Source organism: Thauera sedimentorum (genome assembly GCF_014489115.1).
Taxonomy (GTDB): Bacteria; Pseudomonadota; Gammaproteobacteria; order Burkholderiales; family Rhodocyclaceae; genus Pseudothauera; species Pseudothauera sedimentorum.
The window spans coordinates 1430517-1448837 of record NZ_JACTAH010000002.1 but is presented as its reverse complement, the minus strand read 5'-3'; the positions used below and the strand labels follow the sequence as shown (position 1 = coordinate 1448837).

At 69.0% G+C, this 18321-nt stretch carries 15 protein-coding genes; all 15 read right to left on the bottom strand.

The features are described 5' to 3' along the window. Positions 1 to 14: 14 nt before the first annotated feature. The 15 genes from msrA to sucD all read right to left on the bottom strand — a co-directional run bounded on the left by msrA (position 15) and on the right by sucD (position 18320). Entirely contained in the window at positions 15 to 575 is a 561-nt protein-coding gene (gene msrA / locus IAI53_RS16665) for a peptide-methionine (S)-S-oxide reductase MsrA (protein WP_187719260.1), read from the bottom strand. 72 nt (positions 576 to 647) lie between these two features. After that, positions 648 to 4571 carry a translocation/assembly module TamB domain-containing protein gene (locus tag IAI53_RS16660; protein WP_187719259.1) on the bottom strand — a complete coding sequence of 1308 codons (3924 nt, stop codon included), beginning with the start codon at positions 4569 to 4571 and terminating at the stop codon, positions 648 to 650. A gap of 6 nt (positions 4572 to 4577) precedes the next feature. Beyond that, on the bottom strand, positions 4578 to 5366 hold the full coding sequence (gene trpC, locus IAI53_RS16655; protein WP_187719258.1) for an indole-3-glycerol phosphate synthase TrpC: 789 nt from the start codon (positions 5364 to 5366) through the stop codon (positions 4578 to 4580). Then, positions 5363 to 6403, bottom strand: coding sequence for an anthranilate phosphoribosyltransferase (gene trpD / locus IAI53_RS16650; RefSeq protein WP_187719257.1), 1041 nt, complete (start codon positions 6401 to 6403; stop codon positions 5363 to 5365). The genes trpC and trpD overlap by 4 nt, the downstream gene beginning before the upstream one ends. Then, complete coding sequence (locus tag IAI53_RS16645; RefSeq protein ID WP_187719256.1) at positions 6400 to 6981, bottom strand: aminodeoxychorismate/anthranilate synthase component II; 582 nt, start codon at positions 6979 to 6981, stop codon at positions 6400 to 6402. The genes trpD and IAI53_RS16645 overlap by 4 nt, the downstream gene beginning before the upstream one ends. Before the next feature lie 16 nt (positions 6982 to 6997). Continuing rightward, a complete protein-coding gene (locus IAI53_RS16640; protein WP_187719255.1) occupies positions 6998 to 7822 on the bottom strand; it encodes a beta-keto acid cleavage family enzyme in 825 nt (274 codons plus the stop codon). Continuing rightward, positions 7819 to 9183 (bottom strand): aspartate aminotransferase family protein, encoded by a 1365-nt coding sequence (locus IAI53_RS16635; RefSeq protein WP_187719254.1) that lies wholly within the window; start codon positions 9181 to 9183, stop codon positions 7819 to 7821. Before IAI53_RS16635 ends, IAI53_RS16640 begins: the two co-directional genes overlap by 4 nt. Positions 9184 to 9230: 47 nt before the next feature. Further along, the gene (gene trpE, locus IAI53_RS16630; protein ID WP_187719253.1) at positions 9231 to 10706 is read right to left on the bottom strand and encodes an anthranilate synthase component I; all 1476 of its coding nucleotides are present in this window, start codon (positions 10704 to 10706) and stop codon (positions 9231 to 9233) included. A gap of 246 nt (positions 10707 to 10952) precedes the next feature. Beyond that, on the bottom strand, positions 10953 to 11630 hold the full coding sequence (locus IAI53_RS16625; RefSeq protein WP_187719252.1) for a phosphoglycolate phosphatase: 678 nt from the start codon (positions 11628 to 11630) through the stop codon (positions 10953 to 10955). Beyond that, positions 11627 to 12322: a ribulose-phosphate 3-epimerase gene (rpe, locus tag IAI53_RS16620; RefSeq protein ID WP_187719251.1), complete on the bottom strand. Its 696-nt coding sequence runs from the start codon at positions 12320 to 12322 to the stop codon at positions 11627 to 11629. Before rpe ends, IAI53_RS16625 begins: the two co-directional genes overlap by 4 nt. Positions 12323 to 12394: 72 nt before the next feature. Beyond that, complete coding sequence (locus IAI53_RS16615; RefSeq protein ID WP_432813928.1) at positions 12395 to 14746, bottom strand: GspE/PulE family protein; 2352 nt, start codon at positions 14744 to 14746, stop codon at positions 12395 to 12397. Between the two features lie 83 nt (positions 14747 to 14829). Beyond that, positions 14830 to 15597: a 3',5'-cyclic-nucleotide phosphodiesterase gene (locus tag IAI53_RS16610; protein WP_187719249.1), complete on the bottom strand. Its 768-nt coding sequence runs from the start codon at positions 15595 to 15597 to the stop codon at positions 14830 to 14832. Between the two features lie 130 nt (positions 15598 to 15727). Further along, positions 15728 to 16447 carry an FHA domain-containing protein gene (locus tag IAI53_RS16605; RefSeq protein ID WP_187719248.1) on the bottom strand — a complete coding sequence of 240 codons (720 nt, stop codon included), beginning with the start codon at positions 16445 to 16447 and terminating at the stop codon, positions 15728 to 15730. A 26-nt stretch (positions 16448 to 16473) separates the two neighbouring features. Further along, the gene (locus IAI53_RS16600; protein WP_187719247.1) at positions 16474 to 17247 is read right to left on the bottom strand and encodes a Stp1/IreP family PP2C-type Ser/Thr phosphatase; all 774 of its coding nucleotides are present in this window, start codon (positions 17245 to 17247) and stop codon (positions 16474 to 16476) included. A gap of 179 nt (positions 17248 to 17426) precedes the next feature. Continuing rightward, positions 17427 to 18320, bottom strand: coding sequence for a succinate--CoA ligase subunit alpha (gene sucD, locus IAI53_RS16595; protein WP_187719246.1), 894 nt, complete (start codon positions 18318 to 18320; stop codon positions 17427 to 17429). Position 18321: the final 1 nt, after the last annotated feature.

Genomic DNA, 18321 nt, shown 5'->3' with positions numbered 1-18321 from the left:
CATGCTGCCGGGCTTCAGTCCTTGCGCCGGCGCACGCCGAACCGCTCGCGGAACTTGGCCACCTTGGGCGCCACCACGTACTGGCAGTAGGGCAGGTCGGAGTGCCGCGCAAAGTAGTCGTGATGCTCCGCCTCGGCAGGCCAGAACGTCCCGGCGCGTTCCACCCGGGTGACGATCGCCGAGGGGAAGACGCGCGCCTCGCCCATCTCCTCGATCACCGCCAGCGCCTCGTGCACCTGTGCTTCCGAGGTGGCGAGGATGATGGAGCGGTACTGCGGGCCGATGTCGTTGCCCTGGCGGTCCACCGTGGTCGGGTCGTGGATGGTGAAATAGATCGCCAGCAGGTCGCGAAAGCCGATCACCGCCGGGTCGTACTCGATGCGCACCACCTCGGCGTGGCCGGTGCCGCCTTCGCAGACCTGGCGATAGCTCGGCGCCTCGACGTGGCCGCCGGCATAGCCCGAAGTGACCTTGCGCACGCCCTCGACTTCGCGGAATACCGCTTCCAGGCACCAGAAGCAGCCGCCGCCGAGGATGGCGACGTCGCAGCCTGGGGTTGTCAGTCTCTCGTTCATGGCCGGTCCTCCTCTGTCGGGTATGTTATGTCTTGCGTCCGTGTGACCGCGGCACTGCCCAAGCATTCCGCCCTAGCGGAATGAAAATGTGTAATAGGCGTCGATCGCGTTGTCGGTACCGCCGCGTGCCACCAGCGACACCCGGCGGCTGAGCTGATAGGTCAGCTTGACCAGGCTCTCCGCCCCGCCCAGGCTCTGCTCGAAGGACAGGTAGAGGTCGCTGGACAGGCGCTTGCCCACGGTCAGCACCTGCCCGCCCAGCGTGCTGTCGCCCTCCACCGCGGTACCGCTGCCGACCACCCGGCTGGTGGCGCGGCGCGACGCGCCGCCGACCTCGCCCTGGCCAATGCTGAACTCGTCGAAGCCCAGGCTGCGCGAGAGCTGCTCGGTCATGCCGCCGCCCGGGCCGCCGAGCAGGGCTTGCGCGGCCGGCAGCAGCAGGCCGAGATCCGCGCCGGCCCCGGCATCCGGCGCGCGGCCCAGCACGATCCACGACAGCTTCTCCGGGTCCGGCACCGGCGGGTCGGACACCAGCCGCACCTGCGGCCGGCGCGCGCTGCCGCCGATCGCCACCCCGGCCTCCACCGCAAGCCCCTTGCGCAGCGCGACCACGTTCAGCCCCGGGTTGTCGAGCGCGCCCTGAAAGTTGATCAGCCCGCGCTCGATGCTCAGTTGCTGGCCGTAGCCGCGGAAGCTGCCGCCCGCGGTGGCGATGGTGCCGGTGGCCGACAGCGGCCGCCCTGCACTGCGGCGCAGGCGTAGTTCGCCAGTGAGCCGTGTATCGAGGCCGAGCGCCGACAGATAGAGTTGCTCGCCGAGCGACACGCGGATGTCGGCATCCACCCCCAGTCCGCCGCCGGCAGGCGCTTCGCGGCCGAGCACCACCACGTCGTCCGACAGGCTGGGCGGCGGCGTGTCGGCCAGTTCCACGTAGCCGGCATCGGCGCGCAGGTCTGCCTTGAGCGCGAGCGTGCTCCATGTCGAACGCGCCTCGCCCTCGCCCGAGAGGATGAGCCAGCGGTCGGGGCGCTGCAGCAGCGGCAGGCGCTCGGCACGGAAATCGAAACGCCCTACGCCGCTGTCGAGCGCGATCTCGCCTTGCGCACCGAGCGTGCCCGGGGTGGCGGTGAGCGCGTCCACCGGCGGGCGCGGGTCGCGCGGGCGCACGCGGTTGGGCGACACGAAGTCCAGACGGGTGAGGCGCAGGCGGTCGCGGTCGAACTCGGCCAGCAGTTCGCCGCCGGACAGGTGCAGGCCCTGGTCGACCAGGGCGAGCACGATCTCGCTGCCGCTCACCCGCCCGCTGGCCAAGGGGTCGGCCGGCGTGCCCGACACCGTGAAGTCCGCGGCGAGGCGTCCGGCGGTCTCGACGTTTTCCTGCAGCAGGCGGCCCATCCAGGCGATCGACGGCATCGCCAGATGCGCGGAACCCAGCAGGGCGCCGTCCGGCACCAGGCGCCAGCCGCCCTCCGGCGTACGTTCGGCCAGAGCAGTCAAAGAACCGGTGAGCGTGCCCAGTTCGCTGCCCCGCGCATCGACCGCCAGCGCCAGGCGGTTGTCGCGCGCGGTCAGCCAGGCTTCCAGATGCTCCAGGCCGAGGCGGGTGCGGATCTCGCCGCTCACCTGCAGGTCGCCGGCCTCGCGGAACACGCGCAGCTCGCCCTCCGCGGTATCGGCCAGGCGGACATCCCATTCGGCCCCCAGCACCAGCGGGCCGGGCCCGCGCCGCGGGCGGCCGTCCGCGCGGGTATGCAGGCCGAAGGCCAGGCCCGACAGCGACCCGCGAAACTCCGCGCGCTGAGGCGTCCACAGGGTGTGCGCCAGACGGATGCTGCCCTGCTCGCCGGCGTCGATGCGCGCCGGGGCCAGTTCCACCCGCCCCGGCCCTGCCTGCAGCGCGACCGCCTCGACCAGCCGTGCTGGGAAGCGCCCGGCGGTCTGCAACTGCATGAGCCGCCCCTGCCAATGCAGCGCGTCGCCAGCGAAGCCACCGGCCAGGCCGGCCTGCAGGCTGTCCTCGCCGGCTTGCGCGGAGAGCTCGATGCGGTGCGCGGCACGGCTACCCTCCACCACAAGCTGTCCGGCGTCCACCCACGCCGCGCCGTCCGCGGCCTCGGCGCCGCCCACGCCCGACAGCCCCAGGGCCAGCCGGAACGGTCCGTCCAGCCCGGCCTCCAGCCGCCCCTGACCGTTCGCTCCGGCCAGGCGAAGGCCGCCCGGCAGCAGCAGGTTTTCGGCGAACACCGTGAATGCGCCGGCCGGCTCGGCGAGGCTCCCGGAGAGCTCCACTTCCCCGCCCGCACGACCACCCAGCCCGAGTCCCAGCTCGGCCAGCTGCGGCGCGTCTAGCACGAGGCGCAGGCGGTCGCCCGCCTGCCCCCAGGCACCGGCGAGAAGGATGCGGTTGCCGCCGACCTCGAATCCGAGATCCACGTCATGCACGCGCTCACCGGCCAGCGCCAGCCGGCCGCCTCCGCCCAGCGCCTTGCCGGCCAGCCGGCTGTCGGCCAGGCGCAGGGTGAGCGCAGCCTGTGGCGCGTCGGACCATCTGCCTTGCGCGCCCAGGTCCATGCCCAGCACCCCCTCCGGCGCATCGGTCGAGAGGCGGCGCCAGGGCAGGCCGCGCAGCGCGGCCTGCAGCTCGAAGGCCGGCGCGGAAGGCTCGGCGCGATCGAGGCGGAGGTCCGCGTTCAGCGTCGCGCCGTCCGCGTCGAGTTCGGCATTCGCAGTTTGCAAGCTGCCCGCCGACTCGGCCTCGATGCGGCCGGAGAGCCGCAGCGCCGGCCAGCTCTCGTTCAGCAAGGCCGGGTCGATGGCGGAAAGCAACAGCGCGGCCTGCACGCGGCCCGGCAGCAGCGCCGCAGCCGCTTCGGCGCCCGGCACCTCATCTGCCTGCCAGGCCAGGGAACCACTCAGACGTCCCTCGCCCGGCAGCGCAACCGCCAGATCGTCGACCCGCGCCCCCCTCGCCTGCCAGCCCAGCGTTCCGGCGATGCGGGTGAAGGGCAGGCGCCCTTCGTCGATGCGCCCCGGTTGGGCGTTGTCGATCTGCAGCGGCCCGCCCAGCGTCCACTCCCCGCCGGATTCCGCGGAAGCCTCGCCGCGCAACTCGGCGCTGAGCCGCAAGGCCGCCCGGGGGGCACCATCGACGAAGGCCGCCGGGTCCAGCTCGCCGAGCGCCAGTTGCAGGCGGCGCAGCGGCACCGCATCGAAGGGCGCAGCCAGCGCCTCGGCGTGGCCGCTCAGCCCCTCGCCCTCGGCATCGAGCCGCAGCAGCGGAGCGAGCAGGTCGCCGGCGAGCGTGAAGCGGGCAGTGAAGGCGCGCCCCTGGATGGCCCCCTCCAGCCCGCCTTCGCCGCCCAGAGCAAAGGGCGCGTCGGCGGCCAGGGTGAGCCGCTCCACGCCTACCTTCGACTCGGGCAGGGACAGCTCCAGGTGGTCGATACGGTGCAGGCGGCCGTCGCTGTGCGCCGCAGCACGAAGCTGGCGCAGCTCGAACGGCGCCCGCCCGTCATCCGCCGCGGTCCACGGTTCGACGGCCAGCAGCTCGACCTGCAGTTTGGGCAGCGCGACCGCGAGCGGCAGACGCAAGCTATCCGGCGGTGATGCGGGGCTCGCCGCTTGCGGGTCGCCGGGTGCGGTGGCGACGCGCAGGGCGGCCATGGCGAGCCGGTCGACCTGCAGGCGGCCGGCGAGCAGCTCGCGCGGCTGCCAGTCGAGTTCAAGCCGCTCCGCGGCGACGCGCAGACCCGCGTCTTCCAGGCCGAGCGTGCCGATGGAGAGCGGGCCGATCAAGCGCCCCTCGGGCGCGCTGACCGTCAGCCGCCCGCCGCTCGCCCAGGCAGCCAGGCCCAGCGCGGCGCGCAAACCGGACTGGGTGGCCAGCAGCCACAGCAGCGCCGCGAGGAAGAACAGGAGCAGCCCGGCAAGGACCTTCGGCGCGACGCGCCGAATGCGGCGCGCGGCGGTCGGGGTGGCCGTCGGCTGCCCGGCCATGCGCCCTTAGCCGAACAGGGCGCGCAGGCCCTCGCCCGGATCGTCGGCGCGCATGAAGGCCTCGCCGACCAAGAAGGCGTTGACGCCGTTGGCGCGCATCAGCGCGACGTCGCCAGCGCGCAGGATGCCGGACTCGGTCACCACGATGCGCGACGGCGGGATGCGCGCGAGCAGGTCCAGCGTGGTCTCCAGCGAGACCTCGAAAGTGCGCAGGTTGCGGTTGTTGATGCCGAGCAGCGGGGTGCGCAGCTGCAGCGCGAGGTCGAGCTCGGCGCCGTCATGCACCTCGACCAGCACGCCCATGCCGAGCTCATGGGCGATGCGCTCCATCTCCTGCATCTCTTCCAGGCTCAGCGAGGCGGCGATCAGCAGGATGGCGTCGGCGCCCATCGCGCGGGCCTCGAACACCTGCCAGGGATCGATCAGGAAGTCCTTGCGCAGCACCGGCAACGCGCAGGCGGCACGGGCGGCCTGCAGGTAGTCCGGCGAGCCCTGGAAGAACTGGCGGTCGGTGAGCACCGACAGGCAGGCCGCGCCGGCGGCCTCGTACGAGGCGGCGATCTCGGCGGGGCGGAAGTCCTCGCGCAGCACGCCCTTGGAGGGGCTGGCCTTCTTGACCTCGGCGATCACAGCGGGACGGCCGGCGGCGATCTTGGCGCGCAGGGCGCCGACGAAATCGCGCGCCGCGGGCTGGGCGCGCGCGGCGCGTTCGACCTCGGCCTGCGGCATCGCCGCCCTGCCCGCTTCGACCTCTTCGCGCTTGACCGCGTTGATGCGATTGAGGATGTCGCTCACGAGGCACTCCCGAACTGCTGGGTGAAGCGCACGAATTCGTCCAGCTTGGCGCGCGCCGCGCCGCTGGCCACCGCCTCGCGCGCGCGCAGGATGCCGCTGCCGATGGAGTCCGCCAGATTGGCGGTGTACAAGGCCACCCCGGCGTTGAAGATGACGATCTCGCGCGCCGGACCGGGTTTGTTCTCCAGCGCGCCGATCAGCACCTGGCGCGACTCGTCGGCGTCCTCCACCCGCAGGTTGCGGGTGCCGGCCATGGCCAGATCGTAGTCCTCGGGGTGGATCTGGTACTCGCGCACTTCGCCGTCCTTGAGCTCGCCCACCATGGTGGCCGCACCCAGGCTGACCTCGTCCATGCCGTCCAGGCCGTGCACCACCAGCACATGGTTGGCGCCCAGGCGCTGCATCACGCGCGCCTGGATGCCGACCAGGTCGGAGTGGAACACGCCCATCAGGGTGTTGGGCGCGCCGGCCGGGTTGGTCAGCGGCCCCAGGATGTTGAAGATGGTGCGCACGCCCATCTCGCGGCGCACCGGGGCGACGTTCTTCATCGCGCTGTGGTGGTTGGGGGCGAACATGAAGCCCACGCCGGTCTCTTCCACGCAGGCGGCGATCTGCTCGGGCGAGAGATTCAGATTGACCCCGAGCGACTCGAGCACGTCGGCCGCGCCCGACTTGGACGACACGCTGCGCCCGCCGTGCTTGGCCACCCGCGCGCCGGCGGCGGCGGCCACGAAGATGGTGGCGGTGGAGATGTTGAAGGTGTGCGAGCCGTCGCCGCCGGTGCCGACCACGTCGAGGAAATGATCGTGCGGCGGCGCCACATGCACCTTGACCGAGAGCTCGCGCATCACCGTCGCCGCGGCGGTGATCTCGCCGATGGTCTCCTTCTTGACCCGCAGGCCGGTGAGGATGGCGGCGGTCATCAGCGGAGAGATCTCGCCGGCCATGATCTGGCGCATCAGCGAGAGCATCTCGTCGTAGAAGATCTCGCGATGGTCGATGGTGCGCTGCAGGGCCTGTTGGGCGGTGATCGTCATTGCACGGTCTCCCGGGTCTGTTCGAGGAAGTTCTTCAGCAGGTCGTGGCCGTGTTCGGTGAGGATGGACTCGGGGTGAAACTGCACGCCCTCGACCGCCAGCGTCTTGTGGCGCACGCCCATGATCTCGCCGTCCTCGGTCCACGCGGTGACCTCCAGGCACTCCGGCAGGCTGGCGCGCTCGATGGCCAGCGAGTGGTAGCGCGTGCAGGTCAGCGGATTGGGCAGGCCGCGGAACACGCCGACATCATTGTGATGCACCGGCGAGGTCTTGCCGTGCATCAGGCGCTGGGCATGGACGATCTTGCCGCCGAAGGCCGCGCCGATGCTCTGGTGGCCGAGGCACACGCCGAGGATGGGGATCTTGCCGGCGAACTCGCGGATCGCCGCCACCGAGATGCCGGCTTCGGCCGGCGAGCACGGCCCCGGGGAGATCACCAGGTGGTCGGGCTTCATCAGGCCGATCTGCTCCACGGTGATCTCGTCGTTGCGGAACACCTTGACCTTCTCGCCGAGTTCGCCGAAGTACTGCACCAGGTTGTAGGTGAAGCTGTCGTAGTTGTCGATCATCAGCAGCATGATTGCTTCCTTGCGTTCATCGCCCGCGGGCGATGCCGAATGTCTGTCGTACCGCGGCCGGGTCGGCCACGGCGAAGCCGAGTTGGCCGAGGATGCCGGCCAGGCGGCCGACCTGCTCGGCGTTGCCGGCCAGCGGCGTGCCGTCGACGGCGGTGAGGTTGTTCTCGAAACCCACCCGGCAGTGTCCGCCGGCCAGCGCGGCCTGCACCACGCAGGCCAGTTCCTCGCGCCCGAAGGCGCACACGCCCCATCGCCATCGCTCGGGCAGGAAGGGCAGGTAGCTGAGGATGTCCGCCGGGCGGCTGACGCTGTCCGCGTAACGGCCCAGCACCACCAGCACGTAGGGTTCGGCCTGCGGCAGCCAGCCGTCTTCCCACCAGCGGCGCAGCACGGCCAGTTGCTCGGGGCTGTACACGATGTACTGCGGCACCGTGCCGGCCGCCGCGGTCTCGGCGAGAAAGTCGCGCACCGCGGCCACCTGCTCCGGGCCGTCGGGCTCGAGCAGTTCCTGCAGGTTGAAGGTGATCATCTCCGGCGCCAGCGCGCGCTGCACGCGCATCATGTCGGCCGGGGCGAAGATGCCGACCCGCTCGGTGGTCGGCTGCAGCACGATGTCGCAGGCCTCGCGCACCGCGGCCATGGTCTCGCGGTAGCGCCCCGCGTCCAGGCTATGGCGGCCGTCGGCTTCGCGTACATGCAGGTGCAGGATGGACGCTCCCGCGGCGCGGCAGGCACACGCCTCGGCAACGATCTCGGCCAGGGTGAGCGGAATCGCCGCATGGTCGCCCTTCCCGCGGCGGGCGCCGTTGGGCGCGACGGTGATGGCGACCGGCGCACTCATGGCAGCGCGGCGGCGGCGATGCGGTCGCGCAGCCGGTCCACGGTGGCGTCGATCGACTTCACCAGCAGTTCCACCAGGCGGCCGATCTGCGCCTTGGTGATGACGAAGGGCGGTGCGATCAGCACGTGGTCGCCGCGCCGCCCGTCCAGCGTGCCGCCCATCGGATAGATGATCAGGCCGTTGGCGAAGGCGGTCTCGCCGAGGATGCGATGGAAGCCGAGCTCGGGCTCGAACGGCGTCTTGCTTGCGCGGTCGAGCACGAACTCGATGCCGCAGAACAGCCCGCGCCCGCGGATGTCGCCCACGTGCGGGTGGTCGTGCAGGGCTTCGCGCAGGCGGCTCATCAGCTCATCGCCCATCTTCTTGCTGCGCTCGACCAGCTTGTGCTGCTGCATGTACTTGATCACCGCCACCCCGGCCGCTGCGGCCAGCGGATGGCCCATGTAGGTATGGCCGTGCTGGAAGACGTTGCGGCGGTTGTGGAAGGTGTCGACGATGTGGTTGTGCACCAGGGTGGCGCCAATCGGCACATAACCGGCGGCCAGGCCCTTGGCCAGACAGATCATGTCCGGCACCACGCCGAACTGCTTGATCGCGAACCAGGTGCCGCAGCGGCCCAGGCCGGTCATCACCTCGTCGGCGATCAGCAGCACGTCGTAGCGGTCGCAGATCTCGCGGATGCGGCGGAAGTAGTTCTCGTGCGGCACCAGGGCGCCGGCGGTGGCGCCGACGATGGGTTCGGCGATGAAGGCGGAGACCTTCTCCGGGCCGACTTCGAGGATGGCGCGTTCGAGGTCGTCGGCGCACTCCAGCGCGCAGTGCGCCGGGTCCTTGTCGAAGGGACAGCGGTAGCAGTAACAGGGCGACACGCGCGGACGCTGGTAGAGCATGGGCTCGTACAGCGCACGGCGCCAGCGGTTGCCGCCGGCGGCCAGCGCGCCCAGGGTGTTGCCGTGATAGCTCTGCTCGCGGCCGATCACCATCCACTTTTCCGGCCGCCCCATCTGCACCCAGTAGGCGCGCGCCATCTTGATGGCGGACTCCACCGCCTCCGAACCGCCGGAAACGAAATAGGCATGGTTGAGCCCGCCCGGCGACAGGTCGGCCAGCAACTCGGCCAGTTCCTCCTGCGGGGTGTTGGTGAACTGGCTGGTATGGGCGAACTCGACGCTGTCCAGCTGCGCCTTGAGGGCCTCGACCACCTTGGGCACGCCGTGGCCGAGGGCGGAGACCACCGCGCCGCCACAGGCGTCCATGTAACGCTTGCCCTTCTTGTCGAACAGGTAGGCGCCCTCGCCGCGCGCGATCACCGGGTAGACGGTGAAGGGGTTGCGGTAGAAGACGTGCGTTTCCTCGTTCATGCCGTTCTCCGTTGCGGGGCGTGGCCGCACCCCGGCTGGGCCACTGTTCAGTCGATGCGGGTGTCGAGGCCGGCTTCGGCCATCTCGGCTGCGCGCAGCATCGCGCGCGCCTTGTTGCGGGTTTCCTGCCATTCGGATTCGGGGTCGGAGTCGGCAACGATGCCGGCACCGGCCTGCACGTGGATCTGCCCGTCCTTGACCACCGCGGTGCGGATGGCGATGGCGAGATCCATGTCGCCGTGGAAGCCGATGTAGCCGGCGGCACCGGCATAGATGCCGCGCTTGACCGGTTCGAGTTCGTCGATGATCTCCATCGCGCGCACCTTGGGCGCCCCGGACACGGTGCCCGCCGGGAAGCTGGCGCGCAGTACGGCCAGCGCGTTGAGCCCTTCCTTGAGCTTGGCTTCGACGTTGGACACGATGTGCATCACGTGCGAGTAACGCTCGATGGCGAACTGGTCGGTCACCCGCACGCTGCCGATCTCGGCCACCCGGCCGGCGTCGTTGCGCCCGAGGTCGAGCAGCTGCAGGTGCTCGGCACGCTCCTTCTCGTCGGCCAGCAGGTCGCGCTCCAGCGCCAGGTCCTCTTCCGGGGTGGCGCCGCGCTTGCGGGTGCCGGCGATCGGCCGCACGGTGACGTTGTTGTCCTCCAGGCGCACCAGGATCTCGGGCGAGGCCCCGACGACATGGAAGTCGTCGAAGTTGAAATAGAACATGTAGGGCGAGGGGTTGAGCGTGCGGATCGCCCGGTAGAGCGCCAGCGGGCTGGCGCCGAAGGGCTTGCTCATGCGCTGGGCGAGCACCACCTGCATGATGTCGCCATCGACGATGTATTGCTTGGCACGGTTCACCGCCTCCTTGAAGGCCTGCTCACCGAAGCTGGACACTTCCGGCTGCGATTCGCAGCGCGTCTCGGCGGGAATCTCCGCCGGCGCGCGCAGGCGGGCGAGCAGTTCCTTGAGGCGCTTCTGCGCGCGCTTGTAGGCGCCCGGCACCTCGGGCTCGGCGTACACCACCAGGGTGAGCTTGCCGGAGAGGTTGTCGACGATGGCGATCTCTTCCGAGAGCAGCAGCACGATGTCGGGCGTACCCAGCGGGTCATCCTTCTCGGTGCGCCCCAGGCGCGGCTCGATGTAGCGCACCGTGTCGTAGCCGAAGCAGCCCACCAGGCCGCCGGCGAAGCGCGGCAGGTGCTCGCGCGGCGGCACCTTGATGCGCTCCATGAACTCGGCGACGAAGTTGAGCGGGTCGCCGTAGTCGCGGCGCTCGACCAGGCGGTTGCCGGTGAGCAGCAGCGCGGAGCGGCCATAGACCTCGATGCGGGTCGGCGACGAGAGGCCGATGAAGGAATAGCGCCCGAAACGCTCGCCGCCCTGCACCGATTCGAGCAGGTAGGTCCACGGCTCGTTGGCCAGCTTCAGGTAGATCGACAGCGGGGTATCGAGATCGGCAAAGGTCTCGAGGGTAACCGGAATGCGGTTGTAGCCCTGTTCGGCCAGGGCGTTGAATTCTTGTTCGCGCATGGAGACTCCACGGAATACGGTGCGGTACGGACAGGCGTTGGTTGCGGGTGCGGCACCGGGTCGGCCCCGGTCACCCGCTGCGGGTGGGTGCGATTATCGGCCCGCAGGCCACCAGCGCCAGCACCGCCGGCCCTGGCAGGCGGCGTGGTCGGGAACCCTGATGCTGTCCGAAGCCCGGTCTGTGTGAGTCACGATTCGATCTGGCGGGTGTGAGGAGGATGTGCGAAACGGGCCGGAAGCCTTGTGCTACAAGGCTTGCAGACGGTCCAGCGCCTCGCGTGCGTTCGATAGTAGCCCATCGCAATCGATGCTGTCCACGGGCATACCCTCGCTGTATCCGTAGGTCACCAGCAGCACCGGCATGCCCGCGCCGCGCGCGGCCAGCGCGTCGTTGGCCGAGTCGCCGATCATCACCGTCCGCCCGGCATCCACGCCGAGCAGCCGGCAGGCGTGGAACAGCACCGCCGGGTCGGGCTTCTTGACCGGCAGGGTATCTCCGCTGACCACCGCGTCGAAGTGGCCGGCAATCCCCATGCGTTCGAGCAGCGGCAGGGTGAAGGCCTCGGCCTTGTTGGTGACCACCGCCAGGCGCCGGCCCTGTTCGCGCAAGGCCGCCAGCGTTTCGAGGACGCCGGGGTAGATGCGCGTTGCCCGGCCGTTCACCTCGGCATAGTGGCGGCGGAAGACCGGCAGCGCGGCGTCGATCTCGGCCTCGGTGGCCTGGGTATTCTCGGTGAGGCAGCGGCGCACCAGGTTGGGGATGCCCTTGCCGACGAAGCTGTGCACCTCGTCCAGCGTGCGCAGCGGGCGGCCGAGTTCGGCCAGCATGCGGTTGGCCCCTTCGGCCAGGTCGGCGATGGTGTCGAGCAGGGTGCCGTCCAGATCGAACAGCACCGCCTCGGCCGGGTAGCGCACGCCGCTCATCGGCCCGTGTCCGCCAGCTTGGCGCGCAGCGCGGCGATCACCGAGTCGTAGCGGTTCGGGTCCTCGGCGCGGCCGGCGCCGAACACCGCCGAACCGGCGACGAAGGTATCCGCCCCGGCGGCGGCGATCTCGGCGATGTTGTCCACCTTCACCCCGCCGTCGATCTCCAGCAGGATGCGTCGCCCGCTCCTGGCCTCGTAGGCGTCGATCTTGTCGCGCGCCGCGCGCAGCTTGGCGAGCGTGCCGGGGATGAATTTCTGCCCGCCGAAACCCGGGTTCACGCTCATCAGCAGCACCACGTCGAGCTGGTCCATGACGTGGTCCATCCAGGTCAGCGGGGTGGCCGGATTGAACACCAGCCCGGCCTGACAGCCGGACTCGCGGATCAGGCCCAGCGTGCGGTCGACATGCTCGGAGGCTTCCGGGTGGAAGGTGATCACGTTGGCACCGGCCTTGGCGAAGTCAGGGATGATGCGATCGACCGGCTTGACCATCAGGTGCACGTCGATCGGCGCGCTGGTGTGCGGACGGATCGCCTCGCAGACCAGCGGACCGACGGTGAGGTTGGGCACGTAGTGGTTGTCCATCACGTCGAAGTGGATCCAGTCGGCACCGGCGGCGACGACATTGCGCACTTCCTCGCCCAGGCGGGCAAAGTCGGCGGACAGCAGGCTGGGGGCGATACGGAACATGGCGGGAACACTCCAGTGGATCTTCAGCCGGGGATTCTAGCCTGAAGCTCGGTTCAGGCCGGCAAGCGGCGCTCAGCGCGCACAGACCTTGCGCACCTGGACCATGTCGAGGATGCCGGCGAGGACCTTCTCGATACCGTCCTGGCGCAGCGTACGCATGCCCTCGACCAGGGCCTCGGCGCGCAGCGCCGCGACCCTGCTGCGCTCCTGTATCAGGCGGCGGATCTCATCCGAGGCGATCATCAGCTCATGCAGCCCGACACGGCCGCGGTAGCCCTTGTTGCACTCCTGGCAGCCCACCGCACGGTACAGGGTGAAGCGTCCCTGCGCGTCGGCCCAATTGGCCTTCCACTCGGCGAGCAAGGCTGCGCGCGCGGCGGCCGGGTCGGCGCGGAAGGCGGGGACGAGGTCCATGTCCGCACAGTACTCGTCGAGCAGATGGTCGATCTCGGTCTCGTCCGGGTGGTAGGCCTGGCGACAGCTGGTGCACAGCCGGCGGGCGAGGCGCTGGGCCAGCACGCCGAGCAGCGCGTCGGCGAAGTTGAAGGGGTCCATGCCCATGTCGAGCAGGCGGACGATGGACTCCGGCGCGCTGTTGGTGTGCAGCGTGGACAGGACGAGGTGGCCGGTGAGCGAAGCCTCGATGCCGACCGAGGCAGTCTCCTCGTCGCGCATCTCGCCGACCATGATGACGTCCGGATCGGCACGCAGGAAGGCGCGCATCAGCGTGGCGAAATCCAGCCCGGCCTTGCGGTTCACCTGAACCTGGCGCAGCCCCTTCTGGGTGATCTCCACCGGGTCCTCCGCCGTCCAGATCTTGGTTTCCGGCGTGTTGATGTGGCCGAGCACCGAATGCAGCGTGGTGGTCTTGCCCGAACCGGTCGGCCCGCAGACGAAGAAGATGCCGTGCGGACTGGCGATCACCTCGCGCAGGCGCGCCAGGTTGCGCGCCGACAGGCCGAGCCGGTCGAGCGGAATCGGTTCGCTGTTGCCGAGGATGCGCATCACCACGTCTTCGATGCCGCCCGCGGTGGGTAGTGTCGCCACCCGCAGCTCGATGTCGAGCGGGGCGTACTTGCGGAACTTGATCTTGCCGTCCTGCGGACGGCGGCGCTCGGAGATGTCCAGGTCGCACATGATCTTGATGCGCGTGACCAGCGGATTGCGGTAGCTCGCCGGCACCTCGATGTAGGGCAGCAGCACGCCGTCGCGGCGGAAGCGCACCAGGGTCTTCTCCTTGCCCGGCCGCGGCTCGATGTGGATGTCGGAAGCCCCCTGGCGGTGGGCATCGATGATGATCTTGTTGACCAGCTTGACCAGCTCGTTGTCGGCAGCCGCATTGACGTCGTCGTGAACCGAGCTCTCGTACTCCTCCTCGGACAGGTCGGACAGCAGGTCGTCCACCGAGCCCATGTCGAGCGAAGGTTCGAAGAACTGGTTGACCGTGCGTTCGAACTCATCGCGCGTGGTGACCCGGAATGCCAGCCGCGCGCGCGGGAACACGTTATGGACGACGCGCGAGGAGCGGACCTGCTCCGGGTCGACGGTCATCACCACGACGCCCTCGGTGGTTTCCTCCAAAGGCAGCCAGTGGCTCTGCTGGACGTATTCGCGCTTGATGTTGCGCAACAGGTCCATCGGCTTGACGCGGTCGGCGCGGAAGGGCTCGTAAGGCACGCCGTAGAAGCGGGCCGCCGCCTCACCCAGCTCCGCATGCGAGAGACCGAGCGCATCGATCAGCACCCGCTCGGTGCTGGCGCCCTGCTCACGCGCGAGCCGGGTGGATTCGCCGAGTTCCTCGGCGGTGATGCGGCCATCCGCCACCAGCGCATCGAAACGCGAGCGCAGGGCCGCGGGCGCGCTGCGGTGCTTGGCGAAGGCCACGCCCAGGGTCTGCGCCAGGCCCAGCAGGCCCTCCTCCGCCACGGCGGAAAAGCGCCCGCCGGCAGCGTTGATCAGCTGGATCACGCCTTCGAGCTGGCCGCTCTCCGGTTCGATGACCGGCGCCGCCAGCATCTGCCGCGTGCGGAAGCCACTGCGCTCGTCGACCTCCTTGCGGAAGCTCAGGCTGGGCGACAGCGCACGTAGCTCGGCCTCGTCATAGACGTCGGCGATATTGACCAGCACGCGGCGCAAGGCCACATAGCCGGCGATGCTGGTTTCGTCTATCGGCAGCTTGATGCGCTGTATGGCCCGCAGGCCGGTCTTCACCTTGGTGACGATGGCATTGCCACCCTCATCCAGCGTGTAGATGGTCAGGCGTTCGGCATCGAACAGCGCACAGATGTCGTCAGCGAGTTCAAAGACGATCTGGTCCGCATCGAGGGTCGAATGAATACGGTTGGTGACCGCCTGCAAGCCCTTGAAGAAGGCCAGCCGGCCGGCCACGTCGCTGGCAGCGGGTTTTCCGGGTGAAGCGTTCATGCGCATGCCCGCCTTGGAAGAATCGACATACGCTGGATTCTAGGGCCTGGCGCATGTCGCTGCACGGGCTACACGGATTCGCCTCAGAACTCGAGGATCTCTCCGTGGACCAGCGCCCGGGGACGAAGGCGCCCGGCGTAACAGGCGATCTGCGCCATGATGCGCTCGCCGACACCCGGCTTGAGATGGCTGATGTACACCTGGGGCGACACCTCGAGTTCGTCGAGCATGGCGCCCAGCAGGCTGGGCGACAGATGGCGGGATGCCAGCGCCAGCCCGTGCTGCTCGTCCGGGAAGGCCGTCTCGACGATCAGGTGACGCAGGTTGCGCGTCTGGTTGAGCGCGGCGATCAGCGGTTTGCAGTAGGTCGTGTCGCCGGTATAGACCAGCTTGCCGGCCCCGCTGTCCAGGCAGTAGCCGAGCGCGGGCACGGTGTGATGGGCCGGCAGCGCGGTAATCGCACGCTCGCCCAGGCGCACGCACTCGCCCACCTTGACCGGCTGCAAGCGCAGGAAAGGCCGGTGACGGTTGGGAATGGCGGTGAAGTCCGGCCAGATCAGCCAGTTGAAAATGTGCGAGCGCAGGATGCGCAAGGTTTCCGGCGATCCGTATACGGTGAGCGGAAAACGCCGCGACTCGCCCACCGAATCGATCAGCAGGGGGATGGAGGCGATGTGATCAAGATGGGCGTGGGTGACGAAGACGTGGTCGACAGCCCGCAGCGCATCGAGCTCCAGATCGCCGACACCGGTACCGCAGTCGAGCAGGATGTCGTCGTCGACCAGGAAACTGGTCGTCCGCGACCTCGCACCACCGATGCCGCCACTGCAGCCTAGTACCGTTAACTTCATTCAGGGAATTCCACCAGCCGGCTCTCGGCCGGTCGAAAGGCTGTACGCCACACCTGCGCGAAGCCTAACACCCGCAGTGCCTGGACGGGTTGCACAAAGTCACGCCTGCGGGCATCTGCGCCCGCAAAGCTCAAGCGCGCAGGAAGAACTCCATCTTGATGCCGGCGATCTCGATGATGTCGTGATCCTCGAGCCGGTGCGCCTGGGCGTCCAGGGTCTGTCCATTGACCATGGGAAAGCTCGCCCCTTCGACATGGGTGATGTAGTAGCCATGCGGCCGCCGGGTGATCACCGCCACCTGGTTGCCCGGCTTGCCCAGCGTCGTCAGGGACTTGGTCAGCGCCAGCTCCCGCCCCGCATTGGCACCGCTGAGCACCTGCAAGGCCCCCTCGGGGAGTGCAGAAGGGGTCTCCATGGCGTCGAGCGACTCAGGCGGGAAATGCTGGGTACGGGTCTGCGAACGCTCCGGCGAGGAGGCCGCAAGCGCTTCGACCTCGGGCGCCCCCGCCGCGCGCAGCGCGCCGGTATCCACCAGGTCGACCGCTCCCGCACCGGACGGTGCGGCATCGACCAGGAACTTCAGGCGGTACTTGCCCAGCTCGATCACGTCGTGATTCTTCAGCACATGCTTCTTGATCTGCTGGCTGTTCACGTAAGTGCCGTTGGTGCTGTTCAGATCCTCGAGGAAGGCGTCGTTGAGGATGCAGACGATGACCGCGTGATGGCCGCTGATGGCGAGGTTGTCGATCTGGATGTCGTTGTCCGCCTTGCGCCCGATGGTCGTCCGCTCCTTCTTGAGGATCACCTCCTTGAGCACCAGACCGTCCATACTGAGGATCAACTTCGGCATTGCCTCTCACCCATTCGTTCGTTCCGCTAGCCGCCCACGTCGGCTACCGCTTCGTCATCCGCCACGGCGGCCAGCACGACAGTGATATTGTCGCGCCCTCCTCCCGCGTTCGCATAGGCCACCAGCGCTGCGGCGCGATCGTCGACATCGCCCCCGGCCGCCAGCATGACGGCAATCTCGTCATCGTCGACCATGTCGGTCAGGCCGTCCGAGCACATCAGCAGCATGTCGCCCGGCCGGAGGTCCGTCTGTCGCACGTCGACCAGCACCTCGGGCTCCACCCCGAGCGCCCGCGTGAGCATGCCACGAAACGGCGTCCGCAGGGCCTGCTCCGGGCTAATCATGCCGCCGTCGACAAGCTCCTGCAACATGGTGTGGTCATGCGTGAGCTGCTCGAGCCGGCCTTCGCGGTAGCGGTACAGCCGCGAGTCGCCCACGTTGGCGAATACCAGACCGTCGGCACACAGGCTTGCAGCCACCACGGTCGCGCCCATGCCGGTCAAGCCCCGGTCCTCGGCTGCCGCGGCAAGCACCGCGTCGTTGGCGGCGAGCACCGCCGCCCTCAGGGCCGATGCGGACGCCTCGGCACCACTGCCCACCGGACGCCGGCACAGCTCATCCCGTACGGTATCGATGACGATGCGCGCCGCAACATCTCCACCCCGATGCCCACCCATCCCGTCGGACAAGACCGCGTACGAGCGCTCGGGCACGACGAGGAAGGCATCCTCGTTGCGTGCTCGCTGCAGACCGATGTCACTGAGCGCAGCCCAGCGCACGGCAAGGGACGAAGCTTGCATCCGGCACTCCCGGCAACCCGGCTCCTCTCGCAAGACCCCTGCAGCACCGGCCGCTGCGGGGATCGGAGCATTCTAGCAGCGTGCCGCAGGCGCTGTCCCTTGGGAGAAACGGCATTGCCTGCGAAAAAGAAAAAGCGCCGGACCAGCCGGCGCTTTTCGTGCGGATCGCTCTCGACCGATCAGAGCATGGCCTTGAGCAGCTTGCCCATCTCGGACGGGTTGCGGGTCACCTTGAAACCGCACTCTTCCATGATGGCGAGCTTGGCATCGGCGGTGTCCGCGCCACCGGAGATCAGCGCACCGGCGTGGCCCATGCGCTTGCCGGCCGGAGCGGTGACACCGGCGATGAAGCCGACCACCGGCTTCTTCATGTTGTCCTTGCACCACAGCGCGGCTTCGGCTTCGTCCGGACCGCCGATCTCGCCGATCATGATCACCGCGTCGGTGTCCGGATCGTCGTTGAACATGCGCATCACGTCGATGTGCTTCAGACCGTTGATCGGGTCGCCGCCGATACCGACCGCGGAAGACTGGCCCAGGCCGATCTCGGTCAGCTGCGCCACGGCTTCATAGGTCAGGGTGCCGGAACGCGACACCACGCCGATGCGGCCCTTCTTGTGGATGTGGCCGGGCATGATGCCGATCTTGATCTCGTCGGGCGTGATCAGGCCGGGGCAGTTGGGGCCCAGCAGCAAGGTTTCCTTGCCGCCCTTGGCAACCTTCTGCTTCATCTTGTTGCGCACTTCCAGCATGTCGCGCACCGGAATGCCTTCGGTGATGCAGATCGCCAGGTCGAGGTCGGCCTCGCAGGCTTCCCAGATCGCCGCAGCGGCGCCGGCGGGCGGCACGTAGATCACCGACACGGTGGCGCCGGTTTCCGCAGCCGCTTCCTTGACGGAGGCGTAGATGGGGATGTTGAAGATGCTCTCACCGGCCTTCTTGGGGTTCACGCCGGCAACGAAGCAGTTCTTGCCGTTGGCGTACTCCTGGCACTTCTCGGTGTGGAACTGGCCGGTCTTCCCGGTGATGCCCTGGGTGATGACCTTGGTGTCTTTGTTGATCAGGATGGACATT